This is a genomic window from Enterovibrio litoreus (assembly GCF_045679545.1).
GTDB lineage: Bacteria > Pseudomonadota > Gammaproteobacteria > Enterobacterales > Vibrionaceae > Enterovibrio.
Window position 1 is genome coordinate 2,535,354 of record NZ_CP166194.1, and the last position, 25,066, is coordinate 2,560,419.

At 38.8% G+C, this 25,066-nt stretch carries 21 protein-coding genes; all 21 read right to left on the minus strand.

Annotated features, from left to right (window positions below):
- Position 1: 1 nt before the first annotated feature.
- Positions 2–739, minus strand: coding sequence for an SDR family oxidoreductase (locus AB8599_RS11140; protein ID WP_407330986.1), 738 nt, complete (start codon positions 737–739; stop codon positions 2–4).
- Position 740: 1 nt separating this feature from the next.
- Positions 741–2,027, minus strand: a complete 1,287-nt coding sequence (locus tag AB8599_RS11145; RefSeq protein ID WP_407330987.1) for an FAD-binding protein — start codon at positions 2,025–2,027, stop codon at positions 741–743.
- A gap of 814 nt (positions 2,028–2,841) precedes the next feature.
- Entirely contained in the window at positions 2,842–4,344 is a 1,503-nt protein-coding gene (gene tnpC / locus AB8599_RS11150; protein WP_407330988.1) for an IS66 family transposase, read from the minus strand.
- 87 nt (positions 4,345–4,431) lie between these two features.
- Entirely contained in the window at positions 4,432–4,776 is a 345-nt protein-coding gene (gene tnpB / locus AB8599_RS11155; protein ID WP_407330989.1) for an IS66 family insertion sequence element accessory protein TnpB, read from the minus strand.
- Positions 4,773–5,072, minus strand: coding sequence for an IS66 family insertion sequence element accessory protein TnpA (gene tnpA / locus AB8599_RS11160; RefSeq protein ID WP_407330990.1), 300 nt, complete (start codon positions 5,070–5,072; stop codon positions 4,773–4,775). Before tnpA ends, tnpB begins: the two co-directional genes overlap by 4 nt.
- Before the next feature lie 1,194 nt (positions 5,073–6,266).
- A complete protein-coding gene (locus tag AB8599_RS11165) occupies positions 6,267–7,466 on the minus strand; it encodes a glycosyltransferase family 4 protein (protein ID WP_407330991.1) in 1,200 nt (399 codons plus the stop codon).
- Positions 7,466–8,596, minus strand: coding sequence for a non-hydrolyzing UDP-N-acetylglucosamine 2-epimerase (gene wecB, locus AB8599_RS11170; RefSeq protein WP_407330993.1), 1,131 nt, complete (start codon positions 8,594–8,596; stop codon positions 7,466–7,468). The genes AB8599_RS11165 and wecB (AB8599_RS11170) overlap by 1 nt, the downstream gene beginning before the upstream one ends.
- On the minus strand, positions 8,593–9,465 hold the full coding sequence (locus AB8599_RS11175; protein ID WP_407330994.1) for a dTDP-4-dehydrorhamnose reductase family protein: 873 nt from the start codon (positions 9,463–9,465) through the stop codon (positions 8,593–8,595). The genes wecB (AB8599_RS11170) and AB8599_RS11175 overlap by 4 nt, the downstream gene beginning before the upstream one ends.
- Before the next feature lie 2 nt (positions 9,466–9,467).
- Positions 9,468–10,505 carry a polysaccharide biosynthesis protein gene (locus AB8599_RS11180; protein WP_407330995.1) on the minus strand — a complete coding sequence of 346 codons (1,038 nt, stop codon included), beginning with the start codon at positions 10,503–10,505 and terminating at the stop codon, positions 9,468–9,470.
- Positions 10,506–10,524: 19 nt separating this feature from the next.
- Entirely contained in the window at positions 10,525–11,655 is a 1,131-nt protein-coding gene (locus AB8599_RS11185; RefSeq protein ID WP_407330996.1) for a glycosyltransferase family 4 protein, read from the minus strand.
- Complete coding sequence (locus AB8599_RS11190) at positions 11,639–12,835, minus strand: glycosyltransferase (protein ID WP_407330997.1); 1,197 nt, start codon at positions 12,833–12,835, stop codon at positions 11,639–11,641. Before AB8599_RS11190 ends, AB8599_RS11185 begins: the two co-directional genes overlap by 17 nt.
- Entirely contained in the window at positions 12,817–13,926 is a 1,110-nt protein-coding gene (locus AB8599_RS11195) for a glycosyltransferase (RefSeq protein ID WP_407330998.1), read from the minus strand. The genes AB8599_RS11190 and AB8599_RS11195 overlap by 19 nt, the downstream gene beginning before the upstream one ends.
- A complete protein-coding gene (locus AB8599_RS11200; RefSeq protein ID WP_407330999.1) occupies positions 13,923–15,125 on the minus strand; it encodes a glycosyltransferase family 4 protein in 1,203 nt (400 codons plus the stop codon). The genes AB8599_RS11195 and AB8599_RS11200 overlap by 4 nt, the downstream gene beginning before the upstream one ends.
- A gap of 1 nt (position 15,126) precedes the next feature.
- Positions 15,127–16,308 (minus strand): O-antigen ligase family protein, encoded by a 1,182-nt coding sequence (locus tag AB8599_RS11205; protein ID WP_407331000.1) that lies wholly within the window; start codon positions 16,306–16,308, stop codon positions 15,127–15,129.
- Positions 16,298–17,485 (minus strand): glycosyltransferase family 4 protein, encoded by a 1,188-nt coding sequence (locus AB8599_RS11210; protein WP_407331001.1) that lies wholly within the window; start codon positions 17,483–17,485, stop codon positions 16,298–16,300. Before AB8599_RS11210 ends, AB8599_RS11205 begins: the two co-directional genes overlap by 11 nt.
- On the minus strand, positions 17,482–18,963 hold the full coding sequence (locus AB8599_RS11215) for a lipopolysaccharide biosynthesis protein (RefSeq protein WP_407331002.1): 1,482 nt from the start codon (positions 18,961–18,963) through the stop codon (positions 17,482–17,484). Before AB8599_RS11215 ends, AB8599_RS11210 begins: the two co-directional genes overlap by 4 nt.
- Before the next feature lie 10 nt (positions 18,964–18,973).
- Entirely contained in the window at positions 18,974–20,005 is a 1,032-nt protein-coding gene (locus AB8599_RS11220) for an NAD-dependent epimerase/dehydratase family protein (protein ID WP_407331003.1), read from the minus strand.
- Positions 20,006–20,038: 33 nt separating this feature from the next.
- A complete protein-coding gene (tviB, locus tag AB8599_RS11225; RefSeq protein WP_407331005.1) occupies positions 20,039–21,319 on the minus strand; it encodes a Vi polysaccharide biosynthesis UDP-N-acetylglucosamine C-6 dehydrogenase TviB in 1,281 nt (426 codons plus the stop codon).
- Positions 21,310–22,575 carry a UDP-N-acetyl-D-mannosamine dehydrogenase gene (wecC, locus tag AB8599_RS11230; protein ID WP_407331006.1) on the minus strand — a complete coding sequence of 422 codons (1,266 nt, stop codon included), beginning with the start codon at positions 22,573–22,575 and terminating at the stop codon, positions 21,310–21,312. The genes tviB and wecC overlap by 10 nt, the downstream gene beginning before the upstream one ends.
- 101 nt (positions 22,576–22,676) lie before the next feature.
- On the minus strand, positions 22,677–23,804 hold the full coding sequence (wecB, locus tag AB8599_RS11235; protein WP_407331007.1) for a non-hydrolyzing UDP-N-acetylglucosamine 2-epimerase: 1,128 nt from the start codon (positions 23,802–23,804) through the stop codon (positions 22,677–22,679).
- Between the two features lie 125 nt (positions 23,805–23,929).
- Positions 23,930–24,997, minus strand: a complete 1,068-nt coding sequence (locus AB8599_RS11240; protein WP_407331008.1) for a Wzz/FepE/Etk N-terminal domain-containing protein — start codon at positions 24,995–24,997, stop codon at positions 23,930–23,932.
- Positions 24,998–25,066: the final 69 nt, after the last annotated feature.

The following is a 25,066-nucleotide window of genomic DNA, read 5'->3' on the forward strand; positions in this document are numbered from 1 at the left end:
TTTAAATATCCATTTTGTTAATTATTCTATTTGGTAAGGCGCGAATTATTGCCATTATTAAAATCCAAAATAATGGCGCATAACTTATGGATGACTTCCTTTCAATTCTTCGTTCAATTATCTTAGCGATAACAGAAGGTGATGACCACAAAATACCTTTTTTAAAGTCTTCTGTCATTGGAGTGTCAACAAAACCCGGTTTAATATCTAAAACATGAATATTCTTCTGACTCAATCTATGACTCAAACCTTGAAGGAAAGTCGATACCATTGATTTAGAAGTGCCATATACATAGTTAGATTTTCTACCCCTATCTCCTGCTACGCTAGTAATAACGGTAATATTTCCTGACTTTTGACTCTCCATTACATTAGCTATTTTGGTAAGAATTCTGACCACACTAAAACCGTTTGCGTATATGGCATCAAAAGTTTTCTCGCTACTTGCTTCACACTGTTTTTGATCTGGAAGATAACCATGAGCGATCAATACAATGTCAAGCTTTCCCATTGACTCTACAACTTCATCTAACGAGTCATCATTGATTCGATCATGGCTTGCATCCCATTGAGCACATTGAACCGAATTAGCTCCTCTTACGATCAAATCATTTTTTATGGAGGTCAACTTATCCATATCCCTAGCTAATAAATAAAGATTGCAACCCTTATTAGAGTAACGCTTGCAAATTTCATACGCTATGCTAGATGTAGCTCCAATCACCAAAATATTTTTCATACTATAATCCAATCCGCTTTGATTGAAGGGAACTGTAAACGTCTTCTAAATTGTATTGTTCTCTGATATATGCCATATCTTCCCAATTTTCATAGGTGGATTTAAACATTTCATCATCCATCCGCACATCTTTTGACAAATATAAACGTCCAGAGTACTTAATTACCAATTGATCCAATATCTTAAGTAAAGTAAACAAAGAGTCAGTAATCTTAAAATCGAGAGCTAAGGTGTATCCTTCTATCGGAAACGATAGATAGTTGCCGTTTCCTTCTCTAAAGACCTTTAACACTGCCAAAAAAGACCCTTGTTTTGATTCAGCAATAACGCTTAGTATTTCCTTTAACGCATCAATGCCGCTCTCTTTTGGAATTACAAACTGATACTGAGTAAAACCTTTACTTCCGTACATCAAGTTCCAGTTATTTACTGAATCTAGAGGATAGAAAAATGAATCATAGCCTACTGTATTATTGGTTTCTTTTTTCAGAAGCCGATTATAGTAGAGCGCATTGAAAGCTTGAATTGAGTACTGATTTAGGACTTGCGACGGCATCTCAAAAGGAATAGTAAGTTTTGGTTCTTTATGAGTGTTTAGCTGATTACCTACGGAGTGCTCGCCGAGCATGACCAAAGAACGCCCGAGCTTATCACCCGTAGACAAGCAATCAATCCAAGCGACTGAATATGTAAAGTCATTATATTTTTCGAAAAGAGCTAGCGCCTCTCCGAGATTCGCTGCTTTGACTATCTTCTGATCTATATACGAGCTTTCTATTCTACGCAGAATAATAGTGGCTTCAATTATCACACCAGTGAGGCCCATGCCCCCACAAGTGGCTTTAAATAATTGGGTATTGACTTCCGGTGAGCAGATGATGAGTTCACCGTTCATAAGTACAGTTAACGACTTTACATAGTCACAGAAACTGCCCTCTTTGTGATGGTTTTTACCATGGACGTCACTTGCAATGGCGCCACCGACAGTAACGTACTTCGTCCCTGGCGTTACATAGGGAAACCAACCTAAAGGCACAAACACTTGAAGAATATCATCTATGCTTACGCCTGATTCACACCTCAGTACACCTGTACTAGAATCAAAATTTATGAATCTCGACAGCCTTTTGGTTTGTATTACTGATTTAGATAGTGAGCTATCACCGTAGCTACGACCAAGCCCTCGAGCAATCCCAATAGGATTTGAATCCAGTAACGTATGTTTCTCTATGTTGTAAATAGTAGAATCTATGACTGGGTATCGTCCCCAGCCAGTCAAATTGGTCATGATTACCCTACAAAGTGTATCAAATAATATATGAGGTCACTGATATCCATCAATATAACAATGCTTAAGAGGTCAGCAACACACCCTCATAGCCACAAAAATCGGAGTCTTAGAGATTCTAAAATTCTTAAATAATTAAGCAAGTAGGTTGATCAAAAACTCTAATGGAGGTAGCTTTTTTAGGGATAGACCATATCATGGTGATTTCTGTAAATTCTGACTACAATCCCCCATTTAGTTTTGAGTGACTGCAATATGCTCGATTTAGCGAATAAATTCCAAGGGTAGCAATCAAATACAAGAATGGCAAAAATGGAACTTGATAACGAACTTGAACCTCTAGAAATACATGCATAATTGCGAGCCCCACTAATGGGATTGTGGCATATAGGACAAATTTAGAATGGCGGTATCTAATTAGACTACCAACACAAAACAATACCATGATAAACATGAAGGAGTTGAGTATCGAAACTATAAATTTATCTAGATAGAGTGCTTCTACATATTTGAATCTAGGAGAGCGACTGATTGGCCATCTGAGCATTTGTTTCTGATTACCCCAGAGCGATTTTATCTTATCTGTTAATGCAAACTCGGCGAATGATATCGGATCATCCAATATTCTTTCGAGCGCGATGGTTCTTGCATTAATGGATGCTTGTTCATGAGAAACTTTGTTGTCACCTATAAAGCCTGCATAGTGAAGATCTTTTTGACTGTAGCCTCCAGACGTCTCCCGATTGGTACCAACCATTAAGTTATAACTGCCATACTTAGAAGGACTGTAAGCGGTTAATGAACCGGTGAAGTCCTACTCGATGCCACTGAGTTCAACATTCCACGGCATCAGATCCGTCATATCATCGGCAAGCGAACGCGTCGGCAACGCTGTAAACAGATGCCGGAAGTAATAATACGGATTGATGTCATTGGCTCGACACGTCATCACCAGACTGTACAGATTGGCACTGGCTTTCGCTCCACCGACTGAGGTTGAGAACATCCAGTTTTTTCGGCCTGTCGTGAACGGCCGGATATCCCGCTCCGTCACATTATTGTCAATGCTGATGTGGCCATCATCAAGGAAGGTCAGCAGCTTGGGCCACTGATTTTGGGCGTAGATTATCGCTTTACCCAATGCACCTTTGGGTAACACATGCTGACTATCTAGCCACGCTTTAAAATCATTCAGAATGGGCAGACTTTCTTGCACTCTAAGCTGTTGGCGGGCTTCAGCAGACAGTCCTTTCGCTCGCTTTTCAATACCGTAAAGTTTGCCGATGAAGGTCAGGGCTTTCTCCGGTTTCCCTGCTTTCGTTGACGGTGACGCTTTTTGCGCGTCGGTAAATTTACGGCGGACATGCGCCATGCAGGCGGCTTGTGTCACGTCTTTCAGTGTGTCGTAAGCACTATAACCATCTGATAGCAGATAGCCGGTGTAATCACCGAGGAACTCACGCACACAGGCGCCCGCTCGACTGGGTTGATACGCGTAAATAACCACGGGGTGTTCCGTGTACTCGCCACTGCGATAAACCCACATATAGGATTTGGATTGCGCTTGTCTGTCTTCTTCTCTCAGCACTTGCACCGTGGTTTCATCCGCGCAGATGAGTGATTCTTGTAAGAGCTGCGCTTTCATCGTGTCGATGATGACCTGCACTTTACTGCCAAGCTGCACACACCAGTTGGCCAAGGTGGCGCGGCTGATATCGATGCCGGAGCGGTTGAGGATATCAACCTGACGGTAAAGCGGCAGTGCATCCACATATTTGGCGGTGACCACGGCAGCGAAGGCCTCCGCACTGCCGAGGCTTTTGGGGATCATGCTCGCTGGCTTCGGTGCGGTGATGACCTTGCTGGTCTCTGCCGTCTGCTCGCACTGACGGCAGGCATATTTGGTGCGCTCATGGCGGATCACACTGACTCGCTGTGGCAGGATTTTCAGCGTTTCACTGACTTCTTTGCCGCATTCATGCAAGGGCGCATCACAACAGTCGCAATATGGGGCATTGAGGGTGTGGCTTTGCACCTCACGTTCAAGGTCGGCGGGCAACGGTTTACGACCCGTTTTACCGCGCTCTACCGCTGACTTGGGTAATGTATGTTGCTGCTCGGCTTCGTTAAACGTCCCTTTGGCGACTTTTTCGCTTTGGGCAGCAAAGCGTTTGGATTTACTGAGATTGAGTTGCTCAACCAGTAATTGCACTTGGGTTTTCAGGGCAGCGACTTCCTCCTCTTTGGCCTGCAACAAGGCATCTTTGGCAAGAAGCATGGCTTTAAGTTTTTCAATATCATCGGGAAAGTCGGTCATTGGGCATCATTTTACAGCACTGAATGATGCCCAGTGTGACGTCTAAAACGGATCGTTCAAGCGCAATATGACGATCAGTATCAAGCGTCACACTTCTAGTCCACTAAGGGGGCGATGGGCTTTGTTGTTCTCCAGTGATAACCCAGATAGCAGCCAATAAAGCTGGGGCTTGCTGATGGTAATAACGCCGAGAGGATTGGGATGTGGCCACTTGAAGGTCCCTTTTTCCAATCGGCGATAGTAAAGCCAAAAGCCATTGGTATCCCAAAAGAGGATTTTGAGTTTATCTCGTCCCCGATTACAGAAGATAAACCAGGCTTCGCTGAACGGGTCCATTTCAAGCTGCTCGGCGACAATCAGCGACAGGCCATCGATAGACTTTCGCATGTCGGTGACACCGGAGACCAGAAAGACCTTGCCAGAGGGGGTCATTGCAAGGCATCCACCCAGTGTTTGATCTGAGCGGCACTCAGTGTTGTTGGTAACTCAGCGCGAATACCATTGGCAAAGGTAATGATCACCGACTCAGCTTGCGTATCTTCATGTTCATTGAAAATGATAGGCTGAAGTGTCTGCGTCGCGTCAGGAGAACGCAATCGCTTAGACCAATAGTAGAAGGTTTGATAACTGATGCCGCTGTCTGCACAGAATTGCTTGATGGATAGCGGGCTCTGTTTTTGTTGCTCAACAACTGCTGCCCAATGGGCGCGTTTTTGCTCTTGGTTCATGGTGCCTCCGATGAAAAAGGCACTATGTCAAAGCACGTGTATTATTGGTATGTGGGGTTTATTAACCGCTTACGAAGGACTCAAAGAGAAAACCCCATCTATTTTTTTTCCAATGACACCATGCATTAGTACGATAACTACAAATGGTATAATAGCGTAGATAAAAGCCTTACTTGGTCTTTTCACTAACGCAGCAAGTGATATCAAAAAAGCCACAAAATATATGAAACCGTTAGTTCTAGTTAAATATACAAAAGCCATTAATATTGAAACTACAATCAAAAGTAGCGTGTTCTGAGATATCGAATACCTAGCAATTAAGTAAAAAGAAAATGAAGAAAGCAGGATGAATACTGACTCAGTACTAATCAAAGAGGAATATACTATTGTAATAGGAGAAAAGAGGAAAATGTACAGAAATAGCAAACTTCAATCTCTACCGAAGTCAAACTTCAAAAGCCCACTGTAAATTGATACGGCACTGGCAACCCAAGCAAAACCCGCAGCAATGTATGTAGTTTCAAGAGAATTGGAGAATTGTAAAAAGAGAGAGTAGTAAAGTATTGTGATTGGACTTTTAGAGTTTGCAGTAAGGATACTAATATCATTTGTCTGAGCAAACTGCGAGGCATCATTGTAAAACTTTAAAAATCTGATGACGGAGTGGTTTGAAAAATAGCCGCGTACAACATATATAGCAAAAATGCCGAGAGTGCTATTTTCAGATAACAAAAACCGTGTTTTACCGACCGATTATAACAGACCAGCAACAGGATAACGTACAATACACCGAGAATGAAACTGTCATTACCTGATGATATTATGACATTTATAAAATATAACGTAGCTAGAGTAAATGAAAGGCGTAAAAACACTGAGTATAGATAGTCACTAGTTCTATAAGACAAAATCATTTCACTTATTTATTTAACTTTGTTAACAATGAGACCACTGGCCAAGTCAATCGAACCAAAAACACTTAAATTCTAATTTCCCTAACTGTAGCAAAACGTACTATAAGAGAAAAAATGACAAATATAAACCACTACAATATGGCTTATCATCTTACTATACTACGCTGGTTTTGGTTATATAATACTATGATTACAGTAACCTGATATTTAGATTAGGACAGTAAGATAATAAACAAACAAGATACTCTTAAGTAAGAATATAGAAAATAGTAAGTGAAATCTAATCAACTAAGTGCTCTAAAGCTCTGCTGGCTATCTTCTCTACCGAGAACTCGCGCTCAAGCAATATTGCGCCATTCTTTCCATATTTCGATCTTTGGCAATCCGATTCTAAAAAAAAACGCGCATTTTCAAACAATTGCTCGTCATCTCCATTAATCGAAATAAGACCAGCACAATTATCATTGACCAGTTCAAGCAAATCATTGCCTGGGTTGACACTACCCAAAATCGGCATTGATTGCACCATGTACCCCAATAGTTTACCTGGGAAATTGTGGGCGGTATGATTATACGCTAATGAAAACAAACCCACGTCAGCTTCTGACATTATATTTCGGAATTCGACTTGGTTTACTGATGGCAGGTATGTGAAATTATCTAATTGCCATTGGTTCGCTAGACTCTGGATTAAATCAACTTCATCCCCTTGACCAATGAATAGAAAATGTGCTTTTTCATATTTTTTCATGGACTTAACTAATCGCAACAGGTTTTCCATATCCTGTGCTCTACCAATGTTTCCGCCATAAAAAAATATCACTTTGTTATCTAAACCTAGCTTTTTTCTCAGGCTCACATAACCATCAGAGATTGTATGAGGTGTCAATGCCGCCCAGTTTCTTAATATACATGTTGAGTATCGCTCATTGGTCAAAGTATCAAACAAACTTTTGTTGTTAGCAGACATCAATCCTATAGAGTCTGCTTGGGAATAAGAATACTCTTCAAAGTACCGAAAGTATCGCTCGATCAGGGAGCCTTTTTTAATCATCCCCGCATCAACAACCCATTGAGGAAACAAGTCCCTCAACACCAAGAATGCTTTACAATTGCAGCGACTTTTTATTCTCGATACCAAACCACCAAAAAAAATGGACGGCGAGTAGTAAATTACACCATCAAATGTCTGGCTGCACACTCTTGGTGAAATCGCGCGCCAAGCTCTAAGTGAGAGTACAGATTCATTTAGTGCGCGCCTAACCTTATTAACATCTTTAATCGCTCCACTCGAAAATGACCAAACTGTAACGCCATCGAGTTCTGAAACGATCAGCGCCTTTTTTTGGGATTCCAATGGAGTAATAACGGTAACTTCTATACCTTGGGAAACGTAATAGCACGCCAGATCATGAAACATTTTTGCTCCGACTCGCGTGCTATGGGGTAAATAATCATCTATAACGAGAGCAAGACGCATTAGAATTTCTTCCAAACCACGCGATTAACATAGTCGGTATAACTCAATATAATTCTTAACACTTTATCTGACACATTTGGGGCCGTATAGTCTTTAACTTTGTTTATCAATCGGTTTTCACCACGAGCCTGAACTGCAATAATATCTAAAGCTTGAAGTATACGTTGATTATCCATGCCAGTGAACATAACCACTCCCTCCTCAAAACCTTCAGGTCGTTCTTGTGCTTCACGAATATTAATTGCAGGGAAGTTTATTATTGAAGACTCTTCTGTAATAGTTCCGCTATCACTCAGTACAGCTTTTGCCTGTTTTTGCAAACATACATAGTCAGTAAACCCTAAGGGTTTCAATAGCTTGACTCTATCATCAAACACTAAGTCTAGAGAGTCAATTTTCTTACGGGTTCTTGGGTGTGTTGAAACAATAACTGGCATGTTATATTTGATTGCTATCGAGTTCAATGCATCAACAAATGCCTCAATGTTTTTTACTGAGTCAACATTTTCCTCCCTATGGACGCTGACCAAAAAGAAGTTTTCCGGCACCAAGTTTAATTTATCCAAAACCGATGAATTATCAATCTTATCACTATAGAAAGCTAAAACTTCGTCCATAGGGCTCCCTGTTTTGACAATTAAATCAGGGGAGAGGCCTTCACGTAACAGATATTCCCTAGCTATATCGCTGTAAGGCATATTTACATCTGATATATGATCGACAATTTTTCGATTAATTTCTTCAGGAACACGTAAGTCGAAGCATCTATTACCAGCTTCCATGTGGAAAATTGGAATTTTCCTTCGTTTTGCTGAAATAGCGGATAGAGCGCTATTCGTATCTCCCAGAATCAATACGGCATCGGGTTTGACTTCAGCAAGTAAGCTATCAGACTTGCTTATAACTTGGGCCATAGTATCTGCAGCACTAACGCCTGCACATTCTAAGAAATAATCGGGGCTACGAATACCCAAATCATCAAAAAATATTTGATTCAGTTCATAGTCATAGTTTTGTCCTGTATGAACTAACAAATGATCACAAAATTCGTCTAATTTGGCTATCGTACGTGACAAGCGTATAATTTCAGGTCTAGTACCTACAATAGTCATAATTCTTAGTTTTTTCATGAAATATATCTCTTTCTATAATCAATATTCATATAGTCAATTAATTCAGGCCAACTGGCAGGCGTAAAACCAACTTTACTTCGGAAATTATCAGAGTTTAATGAACGATCAATGGTGACTTCTTTGGATTCTACTATAGTTGTTGATTTATTATAGGCTGCTGAAATCAAAGACAAAAGTGTATACTTATCGATTGGTTCAACTGATAAGTTATAAACACCTCGTAAACTTGAGTTTGTTATAACCTTTTCTAATAGCACCTTTGCTACATAACACGTTGGCAACCCAGAGAAAATCGCTTGTGAATAGCCTTTCACTTGTCCACTTTGACTCAGAAACCAATCAACTAGGCTAACTGACGAATCCAATTCGTGACCGATAATTGAAGTACGCAATGTTATATGGTTTCCATAATCAACCTCGCCTAAATACTTTGACTTTCCGTACAAATCCCTAGCTGTTGGCAAGTCACTTTCTTTATAGTGGCCTTTAGCACCATCAAAGATGCAATCTGTCGAAAAATGAATAAGTCTTGCTTTATACTTATCACATAGTTCTGCCAGTATGTGGGGGAGAAGACTATTAATCTTTATTGATGCTATATGTTGCTTCGATATATCTTGCTGCTTGATGATACCTACACAATTTATTACCACGTCGGGATTAGAAATATTAAATGCGTCTTCTAAGCTTGACACATTTTCTACGTCAACACCTTCGATAAGCCTATTTCTCAAACCATAAAAATACTTTTCTTTCCCAGATACGGATCTAACTGTACCAAAAACAGTAAGAGTGTTGTGTTCGCTAAGGTTAGAAAAAAGGCTATAACCTAACATACCTGTGGCGCCAATGACTAAAACTCGCACGCTCAGAAACCCTCAGGTGATATAACATCACCCGCTTCAATTGATCTAATGAAATCTAGCTTACGCAAGAGTTGTTTCATTCCAGACTTATCAAGTCGCTTAGTATTATCAGAATTATAATCTACAACCGATGATAGATCTCTCTCGCCTTCTTCAAAATATTTCGCATAGTTTAAATCACGATTATCGGACGGAATCCGATAATAATCACCCTGATCATGGGCTACAAACATTTCTTCTCTACTACACAGAGCTTCATATAGCTTTTCACCATGTCTAGTACCAATAATATTCACCTGATGGCTTGGTCTGCCACATATTTCCAAAATAGACTGTACAAGTACATCGATTGTTGCAGCTGGTGCTTTCTGTACGAAAATATCGCCATTTACTCCATTAATAAACGCATGTAATACTAAGTCAACAGCATCATCTAACGTCATCATAAATCGGGTCATATTTGGGTCGGTGACGGTTATAGGGGCATCGTTGAAAACTTGATTAACAAACAATGGAATAACAGATCCTCTCGAAGCCATCACGTTGCCATACCTAGTACAGCAAACAGTTGTATCTGTTCCACTTAGACTTCTGCTCTTTGCAACGATAACCTTTTCCATCATAGCTTTTGAAATACCCATAGCGTTTATTGGGTACACTGCCTTATCAGTACTCAGGCAAACCACTTTCTTCACTCCAAAGTTGACTGCAGCTTCCAGTACGTTCTCGGTTCCTAGTACATTTGTCTTCACCGCTTCTAAGGGATAAAATTCGCACGACGGAACCTGCTTAAGTGCAGCGGCATGATATACATAGTCAACACCGCGCATTGCATTGGCAACACTTTGATAGTCCCTTACATCACCGATATAGAACTTAAGCTTACTCGATGCAAATTTCTTACGCATATCATCCTGTTTTTTCTCGTCTCTTGAAAATACTCTAATCTCGCCAATATCCGAGTCAAGAAACCTATTCAAAACCGCATTACCAAATGAACCTGTTCCGCCGGTAATTAAAAGTACTTTATTTTTAAACATGAATTTCTCACTAAAGAATTTATGATCTTTTTCCACATAAGAAAGATATTGTCGACTTTGTCGTTGACAGCCAGTCAAAATCCAGAGCTCTTTCATATGCAAGCGTAGAATAGCGCCTGAGGTTATCTTCTGTCTCCAATAATTTCACTGCTTTTTTCAGTGACCCTGAAGTATAAGGGTTAAAATAGACTACTGATTCTTGGCCAAATTCTGGCATTGGCATTATGTCGGAGCATATGACGGCTTTCCCAGACGCCAATTTCTCAAGAAGTATGTTTGGGCAGCACTCGCAAGAAGAACCAAAAATCAACGCTCTTGAATTTTGATACAATGCAGGAAGCTCTTCATAGTTTCTAGGTCCATAAAACCTAACTTTATCCGAGCCACTACTTTCGATCAGTTTAACTACATCATCACCATACTGATTATACTTTGGCCCCACTAAAACTAGTGGGTAATCGAATTCTTTATCGATTATTTCCAACCAAGCAGAAATAATTTCTTTCTGTGCTTTATATACATCTAGAATCGACACATACAAGTAGTAACTGCCCGGCTTTCCAGGTAAATTAGAAGCGGTGTTAGCTTTTTCTAAGAAACTTGGAGATAATCCATGATAAATCACCTCCGATTTATCAATAATTCCATTGTCAAATTTAGAAACCAACTCCCTAGAGTGATGAGATATAAATATCACACCATCTGACATCCTATATGAAATCAAATAGACATACTTTAGTATCCATAGCTTGAATCGACTATAAGACAACAACGGAAATCTTCTTCTCTCTCTCTCGTCAAATGGCAGCATATTTCTCAAAGCGGTGTATGCTTTGCAACCCTTAGGCATAAGGGAGATCATCACTCCTCCAGGAGCATAATACGAGTCAGAGCCTAATTTTTTGAGAAGAAAAGGTAAGTAGAAAAACTCCCACAAAACACGAAAAACAATATTTCTTGATGGGAATATAGGTTTGATTACTTTTACTTTATTTCCTTGGCAATCGGAAAAATCTGAAAAATTTGACTGATGAGAAATAAGTAGAATATTTATGTCGTCGTCCAAGTTGTCGATGTGCTGAAGCAAGTTCTTGATATACGTTTTCCCACCGCCTCTTAAAGCGCTAAGTGCGTTAATAACTATATTCATTATCTACAAGGACCTCATCTAAGGCTTTCAACCACGTATTCTCCCAACTAAAGTTTCTATTGGCCGTGTTACTTGCATTGAAGGATATTCTTTCGATCTCGCTTTCATTCTCAACTAGATACTGAATTTTATCGGCTAGATCCTTTTCGCATTTTGCTGAAAATAGAATGCCATTTTCAAGATCAGTAATTATCTCTCGATTGCACTCATGATTTGGCACTATGGTCGCTGTCCCTGCGGCCATGTACTCGAGTACTTTTATTGGCGCGATAATATCAGTGGAACCAGGAAGAACGGAAATATCAATTTTGGCCAAGAATGAAGCAACTTCTTGTGGAAGAATGGGGTCAACAAACTCCAGAAAATCTTTTGGAATACCTAATTTTTCACTGATCTCTTTGCAATGCTGTCGCTCTTTACCATCACCTACCATGTAGATAACAAGTTTGTTTTCAAAGCCTTTATCTAAAAGCAGCTTTGCTGCATACACCAAACGTTCCGCATCATGATAAAAAGCGTAACTACCTAAATAGGCCAGTTTAATCTTGCCGTCATTCTGCGATTCCGGACTGGTTTCATATTCTGGAGTAGTTAAAGAAAATTCTTCATAGTTGACGGCGTTATACGCGACAATAATCTTAGATTCCTCATATCCAATAGCAACAAGCGCTTTCTTAATAACTAGCGATTCTACAACTATAGATGTAGCCCATTTACATTTAAGATGTTCCACATATAATGCCAATGGTTTAAAGAGAGAAATGTTATAGTCAACTAAATGATCTTTCCATTCGAGCACATAAGGTACATCATGATCTCGTGCAAGCAAAAAACCCGCAAAATGAAACCTGGATGAACGTTCCCAAACGAGGGAAATATTATCACCATTATGCTTTTTTCTAAGATATATATAACTCTTTATACAGTGTATAAAGTCCTTAACCTCAGATACCGTATGAACAAGAGGAGATAAAAAAAAGTTCTTTCTATAGCTTTGTTTATGCGTTCCCACATTGCCATAGCTTTGTGGTTGTGCCCCTTTAATCAATTGCCCGCCGAAAAAAGCCGAAACACTGTATTTATTTCCCCAACACTTAATTATTTCAGAAATCTTCCTGCCTGGCTTTGATGGAAAGGCGCTTCTTGGGCTAATGATGTATACTACTTTTTTATATTCCATAGTCTTTTTAATCTAACTATTGAGTTTTCTAAATTGAAGTCACTATTCTTCACAGCTTCTAAAGCATCACTTTTAGAGACCGCAGCGCTTCTCGATATAGTTTCCAATCGACTTGCCCACTCACTAGCATGGGCCCGCAACGACATTCTTGTAACAAGCTCCTCCACTACCGTTGCTTCGACGGGGAGAACGTCAGAGCATATTACTGGTAATCCTGATGCCTGTGCTTCAACGACGGCTAGACCCAACCCCTCAGAGTGTGATGGAAATAAAAACACGTCAAATATTTCCTTCATGATTTCTGGAACATTTCCTACTTGTCCCAAAAATATAAAGTTTTTGTCAATGCCAAGATCAACAACGCTTTGCTTTATTTTTGCCGACAACTCTCCACTTCCAACCAATACAAATTTTGTCTCTGGCAGGCTACTGAGCAGATATTGAGAAATTTCAACGATAAATATCTGATTTTTTTGGTAATCAAATCTTCCAACATGACCGACTACCAACATACCTTCAGCAATGCCTAAGTTTTTGCGAATTACAGAAGAATCTTCAGTTGGAATAAATCTATCCAATTGAATTGAGAGCGGAATTACCTGATATTCACTGTCACCAAATAGGGAAAAACCAGCAGCCTTGGACACCGCCAGTAACTCGCTAGAAAGAACTATTGAGAGATATCTTTGTATCTTTAAATATATTTTACTAAATAGGCTAGAACAGGAAATCTTAGTACCAAAGTCATTGTGGCTATGAAGTAAACGAGATTTACTCCCATTGATATATGCAGCTAGTAGCGCGGAGGTGGCATTTTCAATATTGTGACAGTGTACACTAGAATACATATTTCTATCCAAAAGCGTTTTCACAACCCTGAATGTTTTGTCCGGCCTTCTAAGACTTCCCCCATAATAAATATCCCCGCCAAGTACACGAATTTCTTCGTCGTAGAATCCTGGCTTATTCGAGTTCACAACAAAATCAAACAATATATTCTCTGCTCTAAGCATACGAAATATATTCATCAACCATGTCTCGATACCGCCAGCGTTCATAGCATACACTATATGAAGAACTCTTGTGGTCATAGACAAGTTTCCTCAATCAGCTTTAGCAACCTACTCTCGTACAATTCAATATTGTGCTCTCGTTGAATATACTTTGATGCTGCCTTGCCATACTTTTCCAATCGAGCATTGTCTTGAAGCATTTGAATAATAGCAGTCCCTAGTTGCTCAGTATTCCTAGGTTCGACTAACAACCCAAACTCTTCATCTTTTAGCCATTCAGGGATGCCGCCAACTTTAGTAGCAACAACTGGCACTCCGCAGGCTAGTGATTCTGGTCCCACCATTCCAAACTGCTCATTCCATACTGACGGAACAATGGTCAAATCCACTGATTGATACAGTTCAACGATCTGTTCTTTTTGAACGTATCCAAGAAAGATGACCGAGTCTTCAAGGCCTGTTTCTATAGCCATGTTTCGATATTTTTCGGCTTGCGGACCGCTACCAGCAACCAACAATTTCACGTGAGGTATGACTTTTAATACGTCCTTCATACAATCGATTAAATAGTCTAGGCCTTTTACTTCATGCATCGAACCAATAAATAGCAGCTTGTTACCTTCAAATAGTCTTTTATTGTTAATTGAAGTAAATTGCTCTCTTAAACCAAGAGGTATTCGTATTGTATTGGTAAAGCCAAATCGATGGGAAATTTTCTCTATGTATTCGGATGGACAGTGAAAAACTGTAACTTTAGACAAAAGCTTTGGATACTTAGAGAATAAGTTGCTCACTAATGGATACTGCCATGAGGGAATGCATTTTTTCGTTACACATTTTAATCCACAGCCCAACTCACATTGTTCTGACGTTCCTCTTATATTCCCCCATGATGTTGGGCAATAGAAGTTGGGGCCATGAAGTGTTTGAATTACCGGGATATCTGCAGGAATTGCCTCGAATACTGCAATAGGACATTTTGATATTAGGTGATTATGTATAATATGCGGTTCAATCTCTGTGATCACTCGGCTTATTTTTTTAGCAAGACCACTATTGGTAAAGAACTTGTTTCTCTTACCAACAAGCTTGTTTGATATTCCACAGTCTACAATATACTGATTATCGTTTATCAGAGCGTCATTATCGCCAAAAGAGAGCGTGTAAACTTCATACCCACGTTTTTCAAGAAACTGATACTCCATCGAAAACAAGGGAGCTCCATTTTCTTTGTCGTGAAAATTATCGTCGATTAATAGTATTCTTTTTTTTGACATATTAACTAGATTCCACTCTTTTAATCAGTGTGTTTTTCCGTAACTGCATTTCCAATACTACCAACAACACCCAGAAAATTTTAAATGATAGTAGTGGTGAAATAAACGACGCTGAAAACAAATATAGGGGCATATATCCATATTTCCGTATATTTTCTTTCTTCAGGCATAAAAAGGAAATATACGACAAAAGTAAAATCCAAATAATATAGCCAATAAACCCACCTGAGAAGATCATTTCAGCAAACAACGAATGAGCATTATTTACTATTTTAAAGCTTGGGTCGCCAAACTGCTCAATACCAAACCCGACATTGCCAAACCCAACGCCGAACGGGTAGTGAAATATTGAAGATACAGAAGCAAATATATAGCTAAGTCGCTCGCCCGCTGAATATTCCACTCCACCTGACGAAATAATAGCCATCAACTCAGCAATTGAGGTTATACCAAACCTCTTCAGCATTAGACTTAAAAAATAGTAACAAACCACCAGTCCAAAAACTGTCGATGCACTTACTATGATAATTTTTTTAAGTAAATTGTTTTTTCTAAAGTAGTTTCTTGTAAATAGGACAACGAGCATCACATGAGACATGCCAATTAACATGAATATCATGTTTTGCCTGCTACCTGACATCACAAGGAACGTTGTGCATGACATGAATATCACTAATGAAAGTAGTACCTTATTTTTTTCGATAATATTTATTAAACTAACCATAAAACCAAGAAATACGGCCATACCTTGTATATTCGGGTTTAAATACTCGGTTGTTATTCTTCCCTGCCAGGTTGTATCAAATCCACCCATCAAAAACAGTACCGGCAAAATAGCCACATTCAAAAGAACAAGGTCTTCAAAAGTCAAAACTTTATCGATCTTGTTGGTTGCTAGCAGTAGCAATGCTATGAGGACTAGAGTCCAATATTTACCGTTGACGGAAATACTCTCAAAACCAAAAATGTAGAATTGGGAAAAAAAGGCAATTGCGGCTACTGTAGAGAATGAAACAGCAACAAAACTGAATGGTTCTTCCCTTTTTATAAATAATGATGTCAGTATAAACAATAAAATAAGTACATTATTTACCATATATGCTTTGGGATATGTCGAAAGGATCCCAGTAATAAGGATCAAAGAAAATATATATTGATAAATTTGTCTCTTTCTAGCGTCCATTTTCCGAGACTGTCCCCACATACAATTCATCTAGTTTTTCTGATATTTTTTCTATCGAGTAGTTATCTTCCACAAAGTTGGATATGCTTCTTCTCTCAACCTTCCCTTTTTGTTCAAACACTTCAACTAATCCAGCGTATATTGCATCATCCGAGTTTGCGTTAACCAATGTAGACATGCCAGCTGGCAATAATGTCTCTGGCCCGCCGCACTTTGTAGACAACACATATATCCCGCATGACATTGCTTCTAACATCGATACATTCGCTGTTTCACTTCGGCTCGAAACCACATATAGATCAGCATCATGATAAATTTCGGCCATGCTATGTTGGTTTAATCTTCCTTCAACCGTAACACGATCACGAATATATGGGTTATCAAAGAAACTCTTGACGAGAATCCCTTCTTTATCAAAATTTCCTATTATTTTCAGGCTCCATTTGTGCTCTGTGTCCTCAAATTTTTGTAGCGCCGAAAGCAACAAATCGGTGCCTTTAACCGTACTATTAGTTGCAACTGTAACTATTTTAAGAATACCCGAATTTTGTCCAGTTTCTTCCTTGTATCGAAATATTTTTGTATCAATAGGATTTTCAAGAACAATAAAGTTAGGTGTATTTCTAACCTTAGTTTTTTTGACTCTGTTTAGAAATCCAGCGCTAACAGCAGTAAATGTGTGGATTTCCTTCATCATTTCATTAATAAACCTACGAGTGCGCCAGAAAAATCTCATGTCGCTTTCGAAACCAGAGTAGTGCTCGCTTACAATAACTGGGATGTTATCTATCTTACCTATTTTAGCTGCACTATAACCAGCAGGTAGACTTACATGAGCATGAATAACATCCGGAATACCATTTTTCCTGCTCAACATCTTGTAGATGCCTGATAGTTTCTCAGTATACGTTCTTGCCAACTTTGCATATGAAATGCAATTTCTTTTTTGGTCAGATTTACTTACATAAACAGTAGAGTGATAATGGTCGTGATCGATCATCTCTAGATCGATCACATCATCGTGGTTATTTACAACTTCTAGGTGAAGTACCGTAATGTCGTTTTTTGTTATTCTCGCGGCTTGAATATGTGGCAATATCCATTTGCAATAATTTGGAGTTGTACTAGTAGGATGCCAGCATAGTACCAATAGAACCTTTAGCGGGGCCTCATTCATCGTCCTCTACTCCTTAAGACATTGAACATGTTTTGGTATTCTTTTTTAAGGGGAGATAAAAGAAACACAAATGGAATATACAGCAACAAACCCAACATGCTTACGACAATCAATTTATACAACGGGAATTCAATGGTAACGCTGTTGTATACAAGATAGAAACACGCTCCTATTAGAATGCTATTCATAATTGGCAGAATCAATTCCTTTAGAAGCGCTGTTAAGGACAATTCGGTACCATAAAATGCGTAATGGAATAGCGGTAATACTAGTATCCACATACTGATTGCATAATACTTTGCAACGCCTATTGCTCCCTCATCCAAGCCTAGTACGATGAATAATCCCATGACTGAAGTGCCAATAAATCCCCAATACATCATCCGTTTCACTCTTCCAAGTGATACATATACCCATCCAACCGTACTTGCAATTGGCTGCCAAAATGCTGCAAACGCAAGAACTTTAAATATGCCAGCTGCTTCTGACCATCTCTCTCCTAACAAAAACACTACGATTTCATACGACAAAATACTCATCACAATTATGAGTGGCATAGATACAAAAGCTATGACTCTGACCATAGCGAAGTAGTATCTCGAATACTCAACTGGGTTATCCTGAAGCCGACTTAAAGTTGGTACTGCTACTCCTGAAAAAGGTGCCGTTATTTGCCCAATTGGGAGCAATAATAATGAATATGCACGTGAATATAGACCGACAGGTGACGCACCCCACTTCCAGCCAATTAAAATCGTATCCAAATTTCTGGCAAAAAAGTTAACAAATGAATATATTGTCATATACCCGCCGAATACAAGCATCTGTTTAATATGAGATATTTTTAGATATAAACTGGGAACCCAACGGGTGAAAAAGAAAACAAGTATCAAACTCATCGCTGCTTGCGAAATTTGTAAAGCTATCAGAGACCAGTAGCCATAGCCTAAAGTAGCAAGTATAATTGCTGTTCCTACGCCAAATATTGTTGACGAAATCTCTGTCAACGCTAGTTGTTTATACATCATTCGTCGACGTAATAATGCTTGATGTTGGACTGTTGCCCCACCAATAAATAGCCCAAATGAAAGTGCCAACGTAATATTCTTTAGTTCTTGTTGATTATAGAAATCTGCAACATATCCAGATAGCAACATTGTTAACAACATTGCGATAAAACCGAAGATAACATTAATCCAAAATAGCGAACTAACTTGCTCATGTGTTATCACTTTGCTTTGAACTGTTGCTTGTGACAGGCCTAAATCTTTAAACATAACAATAAAAGTGGCAACAACAGTTACCATTGCCACAAGGCCAAAATCTTGTGGTGTTAATAGTCTTGCTAATACAACATTTGAGACAATCTGTGTGGTTAGTTTTATCAGTTGGGCTATCATAGTGATAGCCCCACCTTTAATAGTTTTCTGTTTCAGATTCTCGCTTAAATCTTCAGTTTCGAACAATCTACTTCTCATCACGCAACCCTTACGTGCGTGACTTAACATTATTGATATACCATCTAACTGTTTCTTGTATACCTATTTCAATTTTGTACTTTGGTTCATACCCTAACATGTCGGCTGCTTTTGCTATCGATGCCTGTGAATGTCGAACATCCCCCGCTCGAAATTCACTATACAAAACCTCACTTTCTGTATCTATGCCATTGGCGACTAATTCATTCCCAATCAGCTTGACTAATTCATTTAATGTAGTTCTATCGCCTAGAGCAATATTATAGATATTATCTTTGTGACTTTCTGACGCTGTAGCTGACAGTAAATTTGCTTGAATAACATTTTCAATGTAACAGAAGTCCCTGCTTGTCTCGCCATCGCCATTAATTACCAAATCACTATTGTCTAGCATCAGCGATATCCATTTGGGAATGACTGCGGCATAAGCACCATTTGGTGCCTGTCGGCGACCAAATACATTGAAGTATCTTAAACCTATACTCTTGAAACCGTAAGTTTTCGCAAACACTTCTGCATAGAGCTCATTTACATATTTAGTCACTGCATATGGAGAAAGAGGCTTGCCAATATTCTGCTCAACTTTCGGTAATGCAGGATGATCTCCATATGTTGAACTGCTTGCTGCATATGTAAAGCTTCTTACGTCATTGTCTTTAGACGCCGTTAATATGTTGAGAAAACCTGTTATGTTCGCTGAGTTAGTCATAACCGGATCAGCAATAGAACGAGGTACCGATCCCAATGCTGCTTGATGCAAGACATAATCGACTTTCGCTGTAACTTTTTTGCACGTATCAAACTCACATATGTCACCTTCATTAAAGTCAAATCGCTTCCACTGCTCTTTTGTAACAAGCGCTTCGACCTGATGTAGATTTTCCTTCTTACCCGTTGAAAAATTATCTAGCCCTACAACTGTTTGGTTAAGCTTCAACAAAGCTTCTAGAAGGTTAGAGCCAATGAATCCGGCAACTCCTGTAATCAGCCAAATCTTCGGGTTTGTTTGAAGTTCCTTTTTTACCTTTTCATATTTAGACATGTATCCTCCAATAAAGTCACTCTTAACCAACTGTCAAAGTCTAATGTCTACTTCATTTTTATTTAGTAGGTATTTAAGATCATAGATAACATGAGATTTTTTGCATAGTGAGCGGATCATATCGATCCCCATTTCCCTAAATTCATCATGAGCAACAGTTATAATTACTGCGTCATAACTTTCAGGCTTTGGTTCATCGCACAATGAAAGACCATACTCTTTGTATGCTTCATTTTTTGCGCACCAAGGGTCATAAACATCAATATTGATGTTATACTCCTCGAGTTCTCTAATAACATCTATCACCTTTGTGTTTCTTAAATCAGGACAGTTTTCCTTAAATGTCAAACCCATAATTAGCACATTACTGTTTTCAACTTGAATTTTCTTCTTTATCATTTTTTTTACAAGCTGCGAGACAGTATACGCACCCATTCCATCATTAATTTTTCTACCCGCGAGTATCATATCGGGATGATAACCAACGCTCTGTGCCTTGTGTGTTAGATAATACGGATCTACACCAATACAATGTCCACCAACTAGACCAGGGCGAAATGGCAAAAAGTTCCATTTAGTACCGGCAGCTTCAAGAACTTCCAAAGTGTCAATATCTAGCCTATTAAAGATTATTGAGAGTTCATTTATTAGAGCTATGTTCACATCTCGTTGTGTGTTCTCAATAATTTTTGCTGCTTCTGCGACTTTTATACTTGAAGCTTTGTGTGTACCAGCTTCTATTATCATTCTATAGAGCTCGTCAACGAAACATGCTACTTCGGGTGTTGAACCACTTGTTACCTTTAGTATATTTGTTACCCTATGAAGCTTATCCCCAGGGTTTATTCTCTCAGGCGAATATCCTGCGAAAAAGTCTATGTTATATTTGAGTCCAGATATCTGCTCTAGAACCGGTATGCATACTTCTTCTGTCGCACCAGGATATACTGTCGATTCATAGATCACAATATCACCTGATTTTAGGATCTTACCAATGGAGTTTGACGCTTTTATCAGAGGAGTAAGATCAGGTTGTTTATGCTCGTCTATAGGCGTTGGCACCGTGACGATATATACAGAACATTCTTTCAATAGATCCAAGTTATCTGTAAAAAATAGACTATTTACCGATGCTAACTCCTCGGAACTACATTCCAAAGTTCGGTCGACTCCTTTTGATAACTCCTCTATACGCGTCTTATCTATATCATAGCCCAATGTCTGTACATGCTTTCCAAATTCAACAGCCAAAGGAAGTCCAACATAACCCATACCAATTATGCCGAGTGTGACATTGTCCATATTCATTTCCATACACCTTTAGTATCAATAATGTACTTGCTATTATTCTTTGTTAATTTGAAATCTCTATGGTCTACTAATAATATATGTATATCGGCAATTTCTTTTGCTTTCTCAAAAGGAACAAGCGTAAGTTCACTACCATCTTTCATCGATTTAACGTTTGGCTCCACAGCATAAACAGTACCTGAATGCATCGATGCAATGGAATTTGCAATATAAAGAGCAGGGCTTTCCCTCAAATCATCAATATCGGGTTTGAATGCTAATCCGTAGCATGCAATTTTTACATCACTGGCAGTTTTGTGTGTGTTTTCTTGCAAATAATCAGACAGCATTATTTTAGTTTTATTGATTACCCACTCAGGTTTATTTTCGTTTACCTTCCTAGCCGTATGTATAATTTTGGCTTCTTCTGGAGTTTTTGAAACTATAAACCATGGGTCAACCGCTATGCAGTGTCCGCCAACACCAGGTCCAGGTTGGAGAATGTTAACTCGTGGGTGGCGATTTGCTAGTGTAATAAGTTCCCATACATTTATGTCCAATTTATCACAGATTAGTGACAATTCATTGGCAAAAGCAATTTGCACATCGCGGCTACTATTTTCTGTTAATTTTGCCATTTCGGCAGTTCGGGCGTTTGTAACTACACACTCTCCTTGCACAAATGTTTTATAGAGCTCAATCGATCTTTCTGAACATTTCTGCGTTAATCCACCGATGACCCTATCATTTTCTACAAGCTCTCTTACTACGTGCCCCGGAAGTACACGTTCAGGACAATGAGCAACATTTATATCAGCATTCTCTCCACTATCATGTGGAAACGACAAATCTGGCCTACCTTTTGCCAGCCATTCCGCCATTTTTTCAGTCGTCCCGACAGGTGAGGTTGATTCGAGAATTATGAGATTTCCTTTTCTTAAAACCGGAGCGATAGCCTGACATGCTGATTCTATGTAGGAAAGATCTGGCTGAGGAACCTCATTTTTGTTGCACGATAGAAAAGGAGTTGGAACAGCTATAAGAAAGGCATCTGCCTTTTCTGGGACACTAACAGCTTTAAGATAGCCTTCTTTTACCGCTGCATGCACGATCATATCTAACTCAGGTTCGACGATATGAATTTTCCCTTGATTTATCGTCTTGACAGCATGTTCATTTATATCTACCCCAATTACCTTCTTTTTCCTTGATGCAAACATTGCAGCTGTTGGCAAGCCAATATATCCTAGGCCGATAACCGAAATCGTTTCAAAAGACATAAAATCTCTCTATATATTTAATTTTCTAATCAAGTATGCAGCTGAAGCTAGTTATGCACCTACAGGTAACTACTAGCTTTGATTGAAATTCTATTTTCTAATCAATTCTTCGCTAGTGATTCGATGATTCTTTGACAAGCAAGGCCATCACCGTAAGGATTATGGGCAAAGCTCATTTTTTTGTATTCTTCTTCATTTGTCAAAAGTTCATTTATACTTGATACAATATTTTCAATATCAGTACCTACCAACTTGACTGTTCCTGCATCTATCGCTTCTGGCCTTTCTGTAGTATCTCGCATCACCAACACTGGTTTCCCAAGTGATGGAGCTTCTTCTTGAATACCACCAGAGTCAGTTAGTATGATTTTTGACTTGGTCATTAAGTAGATAAAAGGAAGATATTCTTGAGGTTCAATCAACTTTATGTTTTCAATCCCTTGAAGTATGCGGGTGACTGGTTCTCTTACATTAGGATTTAAATGTAGTGGATATATAATTTGAACGTTCTTATTTTTTTTCGCTATTATAGAAAGTGCAGTACAGATCCTTTCAAAGCCAACCCCGAAATTTTCTCTTCGATGACCAGTAACTAAGATTATATCTTTTTCTTCATCGACATACGAGAATGAAGCTTTCAATTTATTCAGTATTTGGTTTTCATTCTTTATTTTGTCTTTCACCCACAGGAGAGCATCGATTACCGTATTACCAGTAACGTAGATATACTCTTCGTTGAAGTTCTCCTGAATCAAATTCTGTTTTGATACTTCTGTTGGTGCGAAGTGATATTTGGTTAGTGCTCCGGTTAGCTTTCGATTGCCTTCCTCTGGCCAAGGTGAGTAAATATTCCCAGTCCTAAGGCCTGCTTCAACATGTCCGATTTCTATTTTTTGATAATATGCTGCTAAGCTTGCTGCGAAAGTTGTTGCCGTATCACCATGAACCAAAACTATATCGGGTTTAAATTCCTCTAGTACAGGCTTTAATTCTAATAAAATTCGGGATGTTATATCGTTCAATGTTTGACCGACACTCATCAGTTTCAAATCATAGTCGGGTACTATATCGAAAAGATCAAGTACCTGGTCTAGCATTTCACGATGCTGACCTGTAACGCAACATTTGGCATCAAATCTACAGTCTTTTGATAGCATACTTACCAGAGGTGCCATTTTAATAGCCTCTGGTCTTGTGCCAAATATCGTCAGTATTCTTTTCTTTGTCATAGAATAACCTAATCTTTTTAATTGACCTTTTATACAAGTTGATTTTCGCTCTTCAAAAACCAACTCGTGAATATCTCGTCTATTTAATTACATAGGAGAAAGAATTGAGATTATTTTTCATTAATCTATAACGAATTTGTTTTTCTATATTTTCTCATGCAACTTCTTACAAGAACAATAACTAAACCAATCGAGAAACCCAGTAATATACTCAGGCCTACTATAAACATTCTCTTGGGTTTATGACTTGATATAGGTACATCAGCCTTTTCTATATATGCAAAGCTTGAAAAGAATAAATCTTTAGGATATTGACGTTCAAACACCTCTAACTTGGTAGTAAGCTCACTGATGTATGAGTCTACGATAGTTAAATCTTTCATAGATTTAAGAACCTTTACTTTCGCTCTTAATGCATCTGCACCCAAATCGATCCTGATTATTTCCCAACTATTCAGGTTTTCAACAGGCCTAAGAATTTTTGCCTCATCAGTAATCATCAGTGCTAGTTCAGCGTTAGCAATCTCTATTTCTAGTTTTTGAGCCGCAATAGCCTCCCTTTCCTCTAACTTTTTCAATAGCTCTATTTGCCTTATCTTCAGGCCAGACTCTAAATCAATCCTTAGGTTTTGGTTCACTTTTTTGTTAGTGAAATTTATATATTCATTAAGTATTTCTAAACTACTCTCATCACTATTGCTTTCTGTACTAAGAACAATGAAATAGGCGCTTTTTTTATTTGCGCTAATGCGTCCAAGCCATTCCTGCAAAAAAACTCGATATTTTTTTCCATCAGTTTTTGAAACACCAGCTAATTCGAGTATTCGAGAGAATGCCTTGCTTTCTTCGAAAAACTCGCGCTTATTATCATTTGCATTAAAAGTAGTTAAGTAACGTTCTAATAATTTGTCTTGAGATGTTAAACTCTCAAGTTCGGCATCAAACACTGAGTGATATTGGCTGACACCTTGAGTAAGTTTTGCCATATCGCTTACAGTCGGTGCAGTTATCGTTGCTCTTGATACCCACCACTGTTGAGCAGTTGTTACATATAGTAGTGCAGCGAGCCCAAACAGTAAGATGGTAGTAACAATCGTTATCTTCCCTTGCCAAATAGCCTCTATGAAATCTCTTAGGTCAATTTCTTCTTTCTGCGGATTTAAATTTGTTTTGTCTTGCGTTGGCGTGGTCACTCCGTGTCCTCTCCTTGCTTGTTAACATCTAAGTAACATTATCACGCTACCGCCCTTAGGTGTCGTCCC